Source organism: Paenibacillus albiflavus (assembly GCF_004344915.1).
Taxonomy (GTDB): Bacteria; Bacillota; Bacilli; order Paenibacillales; family NBRC-103111; genus Paenibacillus_AM; species Paenibacillus_AM albiflavus.
This window is the reverse complement of sequence record NZ_SKFG01000001.1, coordinates 440658-454511: the sequence shown is the minus strand read 5'-3', so window position 1 is coordinate 454511 and position 13854 is coordinate 440658. Positions and strand designations below refer to the sequence as shown.

The following is a 13854-nucleotide window of genomic DNA, read 5'->3' as shown; positions in this document are numbered from 1 at the left end:
CTTGAAAGGGTTATATAGCTATTGCGAAAAGGAGGGAGCTAAGATCGTTCAAGCGGTTGGAAAAAGCATTCCTCGAAAGGAAACATGGGAGAAAGTTACAGGGACAACCAAGTATATAAATGATATGACGAGACCAGACCTTTTGCATGCTGCAATAACTGTCAGCCCCCATGCTCACGCTACTATCAAATCTATAGATTTGTCTCAGGCCATCGAAATCCCAGGAGTAAAGGCGGTTATCACAGGCAAATATTATCCGATCTTAACCGGTTCACCACTGGAAGATCGGCCTCCACTAGCAATAGACAAAGTGAGATATTACGGAGAACCCGTCGCTCTTGTTATTGCTGAACAAGCGCATATTGCCGAGATGGCGGTTCTTCAAATCAAAGTAGAATATGAATTATTACCGTCAGTTCTTTCACCGAGTGCAGCATATCAGAAGGATGCTCCGCTAGTTCATGAGGATCTTGCTTCATACAAGCAGCATGAAGAAAAGGTTTATCCAGTGCCTGGTACTAACATCGCGAATCGAACCAAAATACGCAAAGGAAATATGCAGGAAGGGTGGAGGAACTGCGCTTATACGACTGAAGTACATGTGACTTTACCTCAAGCAGATCACGCTGCGATAGAAATGCGATGCAGTATGGCAGAGATTTTACCCGATGGGAATGTGATCATCCATTCCACTTCCCAATCGCCTTTTGTTATTCGACGGGCACTTAGCGCGTCGTTTCATATTCCGCTACACAAAGTTATCGTCCATACGCCTTTAGTAGGAGGCAGTTTTGGCGGGAAATCCGCAATTCAGATGGAATATCTTGCGTTTCTAGCTTCCCGTGCGGTTAATGGTAGGGCTGTAAAATTAGTAAACACGAGGGAAAATGATATGATTTCCTCGCCAGTCCATATTGGTTTGGATGCCAGAATCAAACTTGGCTGCAATCATGAGGGAAGACTGATGGCTGCAGATATTTTACATCTTTATGATGGGGGAGCTTATTCCGATCGAGGAGCGGTGATGAGTCGATCAGGAGCTGTTGATTGCACAGGGCCGTACAGGATCGATAATGTGCATTGTGATTCTTTGTGCATGTATACCAATCATCCTTATTCTACTTCATTTCGAGGATTTGGCCATCCTGAATTGACTTTCACCATCGAAAGAGCGATGGATTTATTAGCGAGTCGAGTAGGCATGGATCCTTTGGAATTTCGCTTTCATAATGCGATAGGACCAGGTGATACAGCGCCAACACAGACTCCATTAAATAGAAGCAATCTGGGCAATTTGCCTATGTGCATTGCAGAGTTGAAATCTTTAGTCCACTGGGACGACCGCCCCTTGCGTGAAGTTAATGGACATCTCATCAAAGCGATAGGGGTCTGCTGTTTCTGGAAAACTTCAAATACACCAACTGATGCTGGAGCGGGAGCTGTCATTTTATTTAATGCCGATGGAAGTGTTAATCTGCTATGCGGTGCAGTGGAAATTGGTCAAGGCACAAGAACAGCGCTTACTCAACTGTTAGCTGAACGGTTACGGATGGATGTACAACGGATACATATTTCTATGGAGGTGCATACCGAAACCGATCCGCAGCACTGGAAGACAGTAGCGAGCCGCAGTACTTTTCTAGTTGGCAATGCAGTTCTCCTAGCAGCTGACGATGCCATCGAGCAGTTAAAAAACATCGCATCGATTGTAGTAGGATGCTTGCCTGCAGACTTAGATGTTGGAAATGGCAAGGTTTACTTTAAGAATCATCCTGAAACTTGGATTGCAATCGATAAAATTGCTAACGGATACAAATTCCCAAATGGGAATACAATCGGAGGACAAATAATCGGACGCGGAAGTTATACAATGCGAAATTTAACCCCATTGGATCCTGAAACAGGTAAAGGAAACCCAGGCCCAGAGTGGACGGTTGGCGCACAAGCGGTAGAGGTGGAATTAAATACAAGAGATTACACGTATAAAATTGTTAAAGCCGCAACAGTCATCGATGCTGGCAAGGTGATCAATCCTGAAATGGCACGTAGCCAAATCACAGGTGCGATGAGTATGGGGCTAAGCTATGCTAGCCGTGAGGCATTTCAATTCGATGATAAAGGTAACATTTTAAATCCCCAATTTCGCACCTATAAATTACTTCGCTATGGAGAACAGCCGGAGTACTGCATTGAATTTGTCGAGACTCCATTCTTGGAAGCGCCTTACGGATTGCGTGGGATCGGTGAGCATGGCTTAATCGGTATGCCCGCGGCACTCGGAAATAGTCTTGCAACTGCTGCTGGAGTAGAGCTTAATCACTTGCCTCTAACGCCAGAGATGATCTGGAGGACAATCCATGATCCCGTTTGAGTTTAAATATTATAGACCTTCTTCTATTCAGAGGGCTGTCGAATTGCATCAGTCTCTACACAATAAAGGGAGAAATCCGATGTATTACGGCGGAGGGACGGAAATCATTACATGGTCTAGATCCAATTCCATCAGGCCAGGTGCTGTGATCGATTTGAAGTCGATACCCGAGTGCAACGTAATGGAACTGCGGAACGATAAACTGGTAATTGGGGCGTGCATGACATTATCTGCGTTATCTTCCTCCAATCTTTTTCCGCTGCTCAGTGAAACTGCAATGGGGGCAGCCGACCAGACCGCTCGAAATAAAATTACCCTCGGCGGAAACATCTGCGGCAGAATTTATTATAGGGAGACCGTTCTCCCGCTTTTAGTAGCAAATAGTCATATGGTTATAGCAGGAATACAAGGGATAAGAGTAACTTCCATTCATGATGTTTTCATACAGCAAATGAGATTGGCGGATGGAGAATTTCTTGCACAAATTCTAATCGATCAAGAATATTTGTCGTTACCCTATGTGCATTTCAAAAAAAGGCAAATTGGCAATGTTGGCTACCCACTCGTAACAGTAGCTGCTCTCAAAAAAGATCGAGACATTTTCACAGCATACAGTGGCGTTTGTTTATTCCCTTTTCGATCGACCCAAATGGACCAAGAGTTAAACGACACCTCTTTACCGCTTGCGACAAGAATTGAACAGGCGATTGGCAATCTTCCGGCACCTATAATAACCAATACCGAAGGTTCCGCCGCTTATCGGAAATTTGTGCTTCAACAAACGATAGCTGATACGGTATCTATATTGGAAAGAAGGTGAAGCATGTCGGCTGACGATACCATGATTTATCCAGTTGAGTTTCAAGTTAACGGTGAAGATCGCACAGTTCAAGTAAGGGCTGCGGATATCCTCCTATATACGCTTCGAGATAAACTGGGGCTCACGGGAAGTAAATCCGGTTGTGACAACGGGGACTGCGGTACTTGCACAGTATTAGTTAACAATTTGCCAATCAAATCATGCATTATGCTCACCGTAGAAGGGGGTGGAATGCACATAACAACGATTGAGGGCTTAAAGAACTCGCCTACACAGCAAGCGTTTGTTCATAATCAGGCGTTCCAATGCGGGTATTGTACGCCAGGTTTTATTGTGAACTGCGAGGGTTTACGAATTGCTCATCCGAATGCCAATAAAGAAACGATTCAATTATGGCTGGAATCCAACATTTGCAGGTGTACGTCCTATGAGGAAATTCATTATGCAGTAAAGGACATATTTAAGTTGAACAAATGATAGAAACAGATATCCTCTTGGAGTCAAGGAGGGGTGGATTTGGAAGAAATTCATCGGATATTGGAAGCCATTAGGAACACCGAGCAAAGAAGCGTGCTTGCGACGATTACCCAAGTGGAAGGAAGCGCGTACCGAAAAGAAGGGGCTTCCATGCTGTTTCTTGAAGATGGTTCACAAATAGGGTTGTTAAGTGCAGGTTGTCTAGAGGCCAGTCTATCTGACTACGTGCCAGAACTACTAGAGACAGGTGCTTCTCGCAGCTTCGTATACGATATGCAATCATCAGATCCGCTGTCCTGGGGGGAAGAATCGGGGTGCGGTGGAGTTGTTCATGTAACGCTGGAACCTGTGAACGATGTGCTAAAAGATCATTTATGTACATTAAAAAATTATTTGGTTCATCAAACAGATGTTAGCCTTATCAAAAGGTTCAGCACCGACGGATCTGTTGCCGATTATCGTTTCTTGACTTCTGATCGGCATCAATTCGGGGAGTGGAGGGTAGAATTTCCGCAGGAATTATGGGATTTGGCATCATCAAAGAAATTATTGAGAAGCGGCATGATGTATGTCACTTCCATGGAATCAGATGTATTTGTTCATACTTATTATCCTAAACCACGACTGATGATATTTGGAGCAGGGCCGGATGCTAGACCGCTTGCTGAATTTGCAGCAACTATTGGTTTTTCGGTTATTGTTGCCGATTGGAGATCAACATATTGCGATCGTCGTTATTTTCCAAAGGCTGAATCTATTCTATTGGGATTTCCGGAGGAATCGATACGGATGATTCATAGTACACCTTATGATTATGCAATTGTGATGACGCATAATTATAAGAGGGATGAGCAACTGGTTCGACTTCTCTCGGAGCGACAACTTTGTTATCTTGGTGTTCTGGGATCGAAAGGCAGAACGGAACGTTTGCTAAGGGATGTACCGTTACAGATGAAAGTTCATTCTCCAGTGGGACTTGCAATTGGCGCTGTAGGGCCAGAGGAAATCGCAGTGAGCATTCTCGCAGAACTCATATCTATTTATCGAAAACAATCAAACACAAGAAGATGTTATCAATGAGAGAGAATAAAATTGTTGGCATCTACTTAGCTGCAGGACAAAGTACCCGAATGGGTTCGGATAAGCTTGGGCTACCAATCGGTCCTATGAACTTAGGGAACTATGCGTTGACTGCGGCTTTGAATTCCAGGCTGGATTATGTTTGCATTATCGCAAAAGATATTGCACCTAGTTGGATAGATAGCAGCATATTCCATCAGAATTCGTTTAAAAGTAAATGGTCTATTACTTGCTGTCCTGAAGCGCAATTAGGGCAAGCGTATTCCCTACGATGCGGTATACAAGCTGCAATTGCAATGGAAGCGAAAGCTGCGATGATATTACTTGCCGATCAACCATTCATTACAACAGAGATGATCAATGAGCTGCTTATTCGGTTTCAAACACATAGCGTAGATGACAGCATTAGTTTTATCGCGTCAAGTTATGATGGTTTGGCAAGACCGCCGGTTATATTTGATCAAATGATGTTTCCGGATCTTCTGCAATTGCAGAATGATCAGGGGGCCAGACACTTGATCCGAAAGGGACAGTCGGGACTCTGCGTGGATTTTCCGAACCCAGACTTGTTTATGGATGTGGATACTGCCGATGATTACAGGGTTTTATTGGAAAAGTTAGCATTATGGAAATCTTGAATAACTTGTTCGGCGTTCATATATAGTGCTAGCGGATATTGATAGCTAGCCATGTGAGCAGGCGCTTGCATTTGTGGGGGTGGAGCAAGCGGAGCGATGGTAAATGCTGCTGATTCATCCAGTTCTTTTTTCCACTCATCTATTAATTTCGCTAACGCGTTCAAATGATCGGACCAAGCTCGTTGGTCCTCATTCGCCAGATTACCGTTCTCGGACCATTCCACCAAAACTCGTATCATGTCTGCCAAATTGGCATATCCAGAGCGAAGCTGCTGCATTCGCATAGTTAATTTTTGCATGAATTTGCGCTTCTGAACACCTAATGGATTGTAACGTAAACTTTGCTCCGCTTTATCTAACTCAGTTGTCGCTTGATGCAGTTCTTGGAATAAGGAATTCATTTGCTCTTGAAGTGTTGGAGTAACAGTCTTGGAGCAGCCCGCTTGTACCCAATTTGCGGTGGCAATAAAACGGTTGGATAGATGGTCCGTGAAAAGGATCATCTTTTTATGTGCTTTGTTAACAGAATCAGGTGGGAAGAACAAGATATGGATCAGTAAGGCAACGGCAGCGCCGATCACGGTATCGCGGATCCGATCGAGGGCGTAGCTTGGCGCCTTGCTGTGAAAGTATAGCACCATTAAGATGCTGAGCGTAACTTGCACCATAATTGCATGATCCAATTTTAACCACATAACGATTAGAGCCCCAATAAGAATAAGGAGCCCGATACTCCAGCCATTTAAACCGACATAAGGGGCTACTAACGCCGTGAAAAGGACCCCAGCAATTGTACCTATCACACGCTGCCATGCAAATTGGATAGATTTATCAACTGTTAATTGGATAGCCAAAATAACCGTCAGTGGAGCTAAGAAAGGGTGTTTAGAGCCAGCCCACTCCGCAAGCCACCATGATAGTGCTGCAGCTAATGGGGTCTTCCATACAACCCCTTTGTATCGGATAAAATCCATTATTTTACTCGTCATCTCGTTAGGCTCCATCTTCATCTTCTCAGTTCATAACTTACTCCGCTGGTGATATGAATATGTTGCCCCAAAATATAGTTATTGACTATGTTTAATTAAGAATTCAATTGTTTTGCCTAGCGTATTTTCAGCGTGTTCTGAGGTGAAATCAAATTGATATTCATGACCTAATTCTGACTTGGTATCCTCAAATAAAACACTTTCCATTTCTACGTTATTCTTATTGAGCACATCTATAAGATCTGCTGAATGCGGCGCTAAAGGATCAGCATCTCCAACTGTCAAAAATACAGGCGGATAATTAGGCGTTACATGTTGGACTGTAGACAATTCATTAAGTCTTGAGAACGAGGCGAAATTCTTCTCACCTGTATATGACCAAAACATTGTCTTAATAAGAAGCTTTGATAATGCAGATGCTTGAGGGTTATCTAATCTATCTGTGTTATAAATCCCACAAAATAATAGTAGTCCTTTAATCTGTTTGGTATCGACAGAAGGATGAATATCCATCGTTTTTGCTAGTTCTTCATTCGAAATAACTGCAGCGGTTTGACTGGCGATTTGAGCACCAGCAGAATCGCCGCCTATGAATAATCGATTCATATCGCCGCCATATTCAGCAATATTGTTCTGAAGATATTTCAACGCTTGGTTAGCTTGAATGACTGGACCTGGGTACTTTTGTCCAGGGGCAATGGCATAGTTTATATTTGCTACTACATATCCCTCGTTAGCTAGTGCCATTCCATATTCCTGTGTTTGTTCTTTACTACCCGATACAAATCCACCTCCATGAATCCACATGATAACAGGTAGATTCTTATCAGCATTTTTGGGATAGTAAATATCTAATAGGCTATTCTTAATTCCATCCTTATCATATACAATATCTTTTTTGACATTAACATTTTTTAATATAGTCTCCATGTTTTTAGGCGATGCAAAAGGTTTTGCTTCGAAAAGTTGTTTGATTACTACTGCATTAAGAGCAGGTGTAAATTGATTAATGATGAAGACAAGTAATATGGGGATGACAATGATAGAAATAGGAATCATCCATCGTTTTTTCTTGTAAAATTTCCTCTTAGTTGTCACTTGAATCAACCTTTCCCTTTTGGTTATCGTATTCTGTTCCATCTACATTTTATATCTGTTTGATTATAAATGGTCAGTAACTGGATGTCTAATAGAGCTGGTTTAAGGTGAAGAGGCTTCAAACTCTTAGCTCTTAGGCGCAAAAGGCTGAGGGTAGTGGTAATTATTGACAGCACAGGTTGCTTGCATTATAATTGACTACAAATGTAATCAATGAATATTTGCATCCCACTGCGATGAAATCAACCATACAGCTTAGCAAAAATTTGTTCTATGTAGGTAAAAAGGAGGTCTACCATGAATGAAGCTCCCCGGGTTTCCGAAGCCGAATGGGAAGTGATGAAGGTCGTTTGGGCAAGCGCTCCATTGGCTGCCAGTGATATTATTCTCAAGCTGACGAAGACATTTTCATGGAGTCCCAAAACGATACGGACTTTAATTAGCCGATTGATTCAGAAAGGGGTACTTGGCTATTCCGAAAAAGGAAAATACTATGAGTATTTCCCGATTGTAGACGAGGAGGAGTGCATGAAACAAGAGAGGCAGAATTTTCTGAAAAGGATCTATGGCGGGGCGCTCAAACCAATGCTCGTCCAGTTTCTGCAGGATGACAATTTAACTTCGTCGGACATCGAGGATTTGAGGCGCTTGTTGGAACAGAAGGAAAAAAACAAAGGAACAGAAGAAACATGAAGCAGATAATAGTTCTTCTTAGTTATGGATTTGATTGGGTCTTGCAAACATCGTTGCTGGCCTCGGTTACAGTAGTACTCCTATTACTTGTAAAGTGGATGCTCAAAGGGAGAATTAACATCCGCTGGCAATATGCATTATGGTTTCTACTACTTTTCCGTCTTCTTATGCCCTGGTCTCTCGAAAGTCCGTTTAGTATGTACCAGTTTTTTATTGTCGACCGCAACGAATCTACCCATTCTCTGCTCGATGTCCCCTTATCTCAACCCGGAACTCTTAAAGAGGGAAATGATAATACTCAGCACGGGCCTTTACTTTATTCACTGGTGTCATTCAATGAGACAGACAACATTTCGATGATTTTGCCCTTCTCCCGGATTTATGTATCTCTAATGCTGATATGGATCGCAGTAACTATCGGAATTTTCGGTTTAATTTATGTTCAGCATCGTCGATTTTCCAAGCTCCTCAAAAGTATATTGCCGGTTAACGATGTGATGCTGCAGACTGAGTTTAAAAGATGCAAACAAGCAATGAGGATAAGAGCAGAACTTCCTCTTTATCTCTCGAATCAGGTGAAGAGTCCGACTTTATGCGGTTTTTTAAAGCCACGTTTATTGTTACCCCTAGATCTTTCGGAACGGTTGGATACCAGAGAAGCTTCACATATCTTCTTTCATGAATTGTCGCATTATAAACGAAAGGATATCGGGGTGAATTGGCTCATGACGGGGCTCTTGACACTACATTGGTTCAATCCGCTGCTTTGGGCGGCTTATTCCCGTATGCGGGAAGAGCAGGAGCAGGCGTGCGATGCCCTTGCTCTTTCTTATCTAGGCTCTGATCAAGCTGTTTCTTATGGGCAAACACTAGTAATGCTGTTGGAAAGTACAAGAGTGCAGGGGTATATGGGAGCTGCCAACTTTTATACAAGCAAATCCGGGCTCTATCGAAGAATACAATTAATTAAAGGTTTTCATGTAAAATCTTATCGATGGTCGTTTTTCGGATTTGTCGTTCTGGTTATTTTGGCAGTATCATCGTTGACAAGCGCAATCAGCGAAAACAAAATGGGTAATCCTGATAATGGAGTGCCGGATATTCCTAAGATTGTTGAAACCAGTACAAATTCTTTTAGCAACAATGACAAAAATGCAGTTGTTGAACTTGATGAGCGACCCTCGATCATTTCTGGTTTGATCTTTACAATATCCGGTAAAATAAATGGATTAAGCCAAAATTATTTTTTTTATCAAATAGAAGATGGCCATGGTTATTTATCTGAAGGAAGAATCGATGTGCGGGAGAATGGAACGTTTAAAATGGATCTTTCAATAAAGCCGCCCTCTAATGAATATGGGCTGCTTAGTTTCTATTTGGATGCAAATGATGATGGGGTATTTGATGTTGAACTTGATACAGAACATCGATTGGCTTCTTATGAACTTAAATTTAATCAATCTTTGGTTATTCCTTGACAATTATGAGGAACAAATATTTTTGGACAATGCTATTTTTACTTAAATCGGGGGAATTTGAATGAGATTTAAAATAATCTTGACTTTACTGTTTTGTCTTACGTTTACGGTTATTACGGCTTGTTCTACATCGAATAAAAGTCTATCTGGAAAAAACAGTGTAGTTTCTACACCACAACCACCAGTAAATAACGATGCAGATGAAAGAGAGGTGAACAACACAGAATTTGTATCCACCCTTTACTCTATGAACATTAATGATTATAACAAAGAGTCAGTAAGCAAAATTCCATTTTATTCTATGGGAAAAATAGAATACATTACAGAGGAAACTGTTAAATCCTTTCAGGAAGGTCATCATCCCTGGTTAGGACATGCAGAAACGCTCATTAGCATAAAAGCTTCCAATTTAGTTCCTGCATCATATAAAAAAGACGATGAAATAAAAAAAGAATTCATCCAAATTAAAAAACTGACTAGCGAGAGTGCTTTAGCAACAATCAAGTTTAATGACAATTTTTTCTATGAAGTGAAGGCAGAATCTTCAGACATTACGGGTGGTATTTTCTTTATAACAAATATCGACTTCCACACACATATAAAAGAAGAATAAGAAGGGGCATTTATAAATGAAAAAAATCGGATTGTCAATTACTGCAGTTTTGTTCATCATCGGAGCAGTCAATGTTGCATATGCCGCAGAAATGATGACCATCTTTATTCATGGGAAGAAAATCAGCTCTGATGCTGTAAAAGTTGAAAATGGAACGACATTAGTTCCCTTACGTGTAATTGCAGAAGGTCTGGATCAAAAAGTTTATTGGGATCCGAAGACAAAGACTGTAACGATTGATGAGAAGGAGAAGTCATCCCAAATTACACAGATTGTTGTTCAAAGAGATCAAGATATTTTTGTAACTGATTATCCGGAAAGTACAAGTATAGGACAAGAGGCTAATCAGGCGATTATTCATAACTTAACAACGTTGTATAATCAAGTATATAGAGGATTTCTGACTACCGATTCGAAAAGTGATAGTACACTAAAAACTGCCAATGAATTGAATTTCATAAAAGAAAGTGCAGCAACTACAGATGGAACAGTTTCCTCGAACTATACTTATGTCAGACTGAATAAGTCGTCTTACGTGCCTCAGCTTGGGGAAAATGCTCCGGCTAGTAAGGATGTCTTGTTCTATATAGACGACAAGAAGCCGGAAGACCTTTGTGTAGCTGTCCAGAATCCAGAAACATTGCAGGAGTGGAAAGTATATGAAGCACAAGGATATGGAAAATGGTTTCAGAAAGAGGTTGATATTTATTTGAATGGTTCAAGGGGATTATAAATTTATGGGAAGATGAGGGTTACTACCTTTTATATGAATTGGGTTTAATGCGGTAACTAAATAGGGCTGTCAAATTGGTAAATGGCACTAACACTAGGTTAGTGTCTTTTTCTACCTGGATTTTATAGGTTGGATTATTATATATCTGCTTGTGCAGGCTCAACAATATCAACATCTGTAAATGAAGATACATAGCAAGATAGTTACTATTTAAGCGCAAGAAATGGTGTACGAGATCAAGCATGTTGATAAGATCGACTCAAGAAAAATACCATTTTATAGGAGTTAAAGCGATGGCAAATAAGAATAGGGTTTTTAGGCAGAAACAGCCGTGGAAGTAATGAGGTTAGACTGGAAGATGAACAAACGATGACTGAACAGCTTTAAAGTGATAATGAGCAGACAAGTATTGAGCATCAGGCAGAAGAAATTCAAGTTCATGAAGAGACAGGGCAAGAACAAGCCCAACAAGAAGAGAAAGTCTCGGCCAAGGAAGAATCAACTTCAACTGAGGTAGCTAATGAAAATTTAGAGGAAAAGTCGATTATTCAAGAAGAACAGGAGATCGTCTCTGAACAAGGAGATAGGCGAACAGCAGCAAGAAGATTCGTCACAGCAGGAAGCAATATTTAATGAAGCAAATACACTAGAGTTGCAGCAAGAACTAAATGATGGCAGAGAAGAGAAGCCACTTTTCATTGATGATATTGTAAAGCCGGGGAAATTTGGAGTAACGAACAGTCAAATGATTCCGGCCATAAAGCAAGTGATTGCGGATGACTCAGTCGAAAAGCTGAGGATGCTTCGCTCCATGTACCTGTATTCCTTCGAGAATTCACTAAGGTATCTGAAGAAGTCGGAGCGAGAATTCATTCAAAATAACCTGAAATAGAACAAGCCGGAGCGTGGAATGGTCATGTGGTCCGGCTTGTTTTTATTTTGTTAAGTTTTCTGCTTGTCTTGCGTAGAATGATGCACTTTGGGGAGAGGTAAGTCTATCTCGGCTTCAGCTTGGACAGTTCGGCTTAATATTTCGGCCACATGCTCATGAAATTACCGCAACGCTTTGCCGGATGGCTGATTAACTTCTTTGATTACATATTCACATTTCTTCATGAATTACGCCTCAAAAATTTTACAGTTGTCATATTCGATGATGTGTCATCAAAAATGCTCAACATTCTATTTGGAAGGCGGCAAAATATTAACACGTTTGGAGTAGAGGAACTTATGGAAAGCAAAACAATTAAACACGTAGCGGTTTATTTAAGAAAATCACGGGACGATGGTGAATTTGAAGACGTTCTCTCGAAGCATAGGGATACCCTTCTAACCTTGGTGGAGAATCGAAATTGGACCTATAGGCTATACGAAGAAGTGGCCTCTGGGGAAAAGATCGAGTCTCGGAAAGAAATGCAGAAGTTACTTCGGCATGTTGAAGACCAGCTATATGATGGAGTAGTGGTCATGGACATTGACCGTTTGGGTAGGGGAGTAAACAAGGATTGGGCACTCATTAAAGATACGTTTTTGAACTCAGAGACGGTAATCATTACACCGAACAAGATATACGATCTGGAAATAGACAATGACGATGTATCCTTTGACTTCATGTCCATTTTTGCTCGAATAGAGTACAAAACGATTAAGCGAAGAATGAAGCAGGGCAAGAGGCTGGAGCCAAGAAAGGCATGTGGATATACGGAAAGCCACCGTTTCCATACTATTATGATAAGAACACAAGGTCGGTACTGGTCGATGAAACGAAGCGTCCGATTTATCGAGCGATTGTAGAGAAATATCTTAATGGAACAAACCTTGGTCATATTGCCATTTGGTTGACGGATAACAAGATACCCACGCCATACAACATTAAGCCTGATGGAAAGAACAAGGGCTGGTCAAATATTACGGTTCAACGGTTGCTGGCAAGCGAAATCCATTTGGGTTACATCACTTATGATAAAACCCGTTCTAAACGTGGACAGGTGGAATTGGTTCCCGAAGAAGAGCGGATTAAAGTCATGGGAACACATGAAAATTGAAAACGCCGGAAGAACATGAAGCGATTATGGAGCGGCTGCTTAAGAATCGCATGTTGAATCCCAATTCAAGACGCAACATTTTTCCTTTGTCAGGCTTGCTTTATTGTGAAAAATGCGGTTCACGGATGAGGTTCCGGGTGGGAGAGAATAAGAAGCAGGGACAGCACTGGAGTGCATTGTGCTATCACCAGTACAAAGATGGCAGCAAATGTGAACAGCGTGGCAAGGTAATGGATGCTGATTTTTTCAATGCTTTGTATGATCGGATTATTCATGTAGACCCAAACATTTTACGGGAGATTGAATTGCATGGAAGTAGGTATAATGATACACAGGTCATTATCGAGGTCAAAGAGCAGGAGTTGAAGAAGCAGAAGCGGGCTTTGGACAAGCTGCATGAATCGTATGAAGAGGACATGATAACGAAACAAGTGTTTTTAGAGCGAAAGGCTGTTCGGTCAAGGCAGATACAGAAGCTGGAGGAAGAGTTGAAGGATTTGCGGAAGGTTGTATTAGATGTAGGGAATTATCCGACTGTTGAGCAGATATATGATCGAATAGGTGAGTTTAGGGAGTTGTGGAGTAGTGTGGTGACGGGTGAAGAGAAGAATCGGGCGTTGAAGAAGTTGGTGGAGCGGATTGTGTATAATCGGGAAGGGAATCGAGTAGAGTTAATGGTTTGTTATAGATAGATATATTTAGGAACTGTTAGAAGGAACTGGTTTATTTACGGTTCCTTTTTTTGTAATGACTCAGTTGTAGCTACCTAAAAATCATAATAATAGAATTTTTTTGGGAGGGTTTGGATCGGATTATGGC

The 13854-nt window shown here is 41.4% G+C and carries 15 protein-coding genes; 13 read left to right on the top strand and 2 right to left on the bottom strand.

The annotated features are described in order from the left end of the window. The first annotated feature begins 1 nt into the window (after window position 1). Genes E0485_RS02175 through E0485_RS02155 form a run of 5 tightly spaced genes read left to right on the top strand, consistent with a single transcriptional unit; the run spans window position 2 to window position 5386 of the window. The gene (locus E0485_RS02175; protein ID WP_268957501.1) at window positions 2-2371 is read left to right on the top strand and encodes a xanthine dehydrogenase family protein molybdopterin-binding subunit; all 2370 of its coding nucleotides are present in this window, start codon (window positions 2-4) and stop codon (window positions 2369-2371) included. Further along, on the top strand, window positions 2358-3191 hold the full coding sequence (locus E0485_RS02170; protein ID WP_132416068.1) for an FAD binding domain-containing protein: 834 nt from the start codon (window positions 2358-2360) through the stop codon (window positions 3189-3191). Before E0485_RS02175 ends, E0485_RS02170 begins: the two co-directional genes overlap by 14 nt. A gap of 3 nt (window positions 3192-3194) precedes the next feature. Next, window positions 3195-3668, top strand: a complete 474-nt coding sequence (locus E0485_RS02165) for a (2Fe-2S)-binding protein (protein WP_235857354.1) — start codon at window positions 3195-3197, stop codon at window positions 3666-3668. A 39-nt stretch (window positions 3669-3707) separates the two neighbouring features. Beyond that, on the top strand, window positions 3708-4748 hold the full coding sequence (locus tag E0485_RS02160; protein WP_132416066.1) for an XdhC family protein: 1041 nt from the start codon (window positions 3708-3710) through the stop codon (window positions 4746-4748). Further along, complete coding sequence (locus tag E0485_RS02155) at window positions 4745-5386, top strand: NTP transferase domain-containing protein (protein ID WP_132416064.1); 642 nt, start codon at window positions 4745-4747, stop codon at window positions 5384-5386. The genes E0485_RS02160 and E0485_RS02155 overlap by 4 nt, the downstream gene beginning before the upstream one ends. On the opposite strand, the gene E0485_RS02150 is transcribed toward E0485_RS02155, so the two are convergent. Then, entirely contained in the window at window positions 5344-6375 is a 1032-nt protein-coding gene (locus E0485_RS02150) for an FUSC family protein (protein ID WP_132416062.1), read from the bottom strand. The genes E0485_RS02155 and E0485_RS02150 overlap by 43 nt on opposite strands. A gap of 78 nt (window positions 6376-6453) precedes the next feature. Next, window positions 6454-7473, bottom strand: a complete 1020-nt coding sequence (locus E0485_RS02145) for an alpha/beta hydrolase (protein ID WP_235857370.1) — start codon at window positions 7471-7473, stop codon at window positions 6454-6456. Window positions 7474-7770: 297 nt separating this feature from the next. Between E0485_RS02145 and E0485_RS02140 the strand changes: the two genes are divergently transcribed. From E0485_RS02140 to E0485_RS02105, 8 genes are all read left to right on the top strand, one after another. Next, window positions 7771-8166: a BlaI/MecI/CopY family transcriptional regulator gene (locus E0485_RS02140; protein ID WP_132416060.1), complete on the top strand. Its 396-nt coding sequence runs from the start codon at window positions 7771-7773 to the stop codon at window positions 8164-8166. Then, window positions 8163-9644, top strand: coding sequence for a M56 family metallopeptidase (locus E0485_RS02135; RefSeq protein ID WP_132416058.1), 1482 nt, complete (start codon window positions 8163-8165; stop codon window positions 9642-9644). The genes E0485_RS02140 and E0485_RS02135 overlap by 4 nt, the downstream gene beginning before the upstream one ends. 61 nt (window positions 9645-9705) lie before the next feature. Next, window positions 9706-10257 (top strand): hypothetical protein, encoded by a 552-nt coding sequence (locus tag E0485_RS02130; protein WP_132416056.1) that lies wholly within the window; start codon window positions 9706-9708, stop codon window positions 10255-10257. A gap of 16 nt (window positions 10258-10273) precedes the next feature. After that, window positions 10274-10990, top strand: a complete 717-nt coding sequence (locus E0485_RS02125) for a stalk domain-containing protein (RefSeq protein ID WP_132416054.1) — start codon at window positions 10274-10276, stop codon at window positions 10988-10990. 652 nt (window positions 10991-11642) lie between these two features. Beyond that, a complete protein-coding gene (locus tag E0485_RS02120; RefSeq protein ID WP_132416052.1) occupies window positions 11643-11882 on the top strand; it encodes a hypothetical protein in 240 nt (79 codons plus the stop codon). 338 nt (window positions 11883-12220) lie between these two features. Beyond that, complete coding sequence (locus E0485_RS02115; RefSeq protein WP_165921050.1) at window positions 12221-12784, top strand: recombinase family protein; 564 nt, start codon at window positions 12221-12223, stop codon at window positions 12782-12784. Beyond that, window positions 12682-13035: a recombinase family protein gene (locus E0485_RS02110; protein ID WP_132416048.1), complete on the top strand. Its 354-nt coding sequence runs from the start codon at window positions 12682-12684 to the stop codon at window positions 13033-13035. The genes E0485_RS02115 and E0485_RS02110 overlap by 103 nt, the downstream gene beginning before the upstream one ends. Next, the gene (locus E0485_RS02105; protein WP_132416046.1) at window positions 13032-13727 is read left to right on the top strand and encodes a zinc ribbon domain-containing protein; all 696 of its coding nucleotides are present in this window, start codon (window positions 13032-13034) and stop codon (window positions 13725-13727) included. The genes E0485_RS02110 and E0485_RS02105 overlap by 4 nt, the downstream gene beginning before the upstream one ends. Window positions 13728-13854: the final 127 nt, after the last annotated feature.

Coding starts and splice junctions, on each gene's coding strand:
- E0485_RS02170 (WP_132416068.1), top strand. CDS start 2,358: ATGATCCCGTTTGAGTTTAAATATTATAGACCTTCTTCTATTCAGAGG.
- E0485_RS02165 (WP_235857354.1), top strand. CDS start 3,195: ATGTCGGCTGACGATACCATGATTTATCCAGTTGAGTTTCAAGTTAAC.
- E0485_RS02155 (WP_132416064.1), top strand. CDS start 4,745: ATGAGAGAGAATAAAATTGTTGGCATCTACTTAGCTGCAGGACAAAGT.
- E0485_RS02150 (WP_132416062.1), bottom strand. CDS start 6,375: ATGACGAGTAAAATAATGGATTTTATCCGATACAAAGGGGTTGTATGG.
- E0485_RS02140 (WP_132416060.1), top strand. CDS start 7,771: ATGAATGAAGCTCCCCGGGTTTCCGAAGCCGAATGGGAAGTGATGAAG.
- E0485_RS02135 (WP_132416058.1), top strand. CDS start 8,163: ATGAAGCAGATAATAGTTCTTCTTAGTTATGGATTTGATTGGGTCTTG.
- E0485_RS02130 (WP_132416056.1), top strand. CDS start 9,706: ATGAGATTTAAAATAATCTTGACTTTACTGTTTTGTCTTACGTTTACG.
- E0485_RS02125 (WP_132416054.1), top strand. CDS start 10,274: ATGAAAAAAATCGGATTGTCAATTACTGCAGTTTTGTTCATCATCGGA.
- E0485_RS02115 (WP_165921050.1), top strand. CDS start 12,221: ATGGAAAGCAAAACAATTAAACACGTAGCGGTTTATTTAAGAAAATCA.
- E0485_RS02110 (WP_132416048.1), top strand. CDS start 12,682: ATGTGGATATACGGAAAGCCACCGTTTCCATACTATTATGATAAGAAC.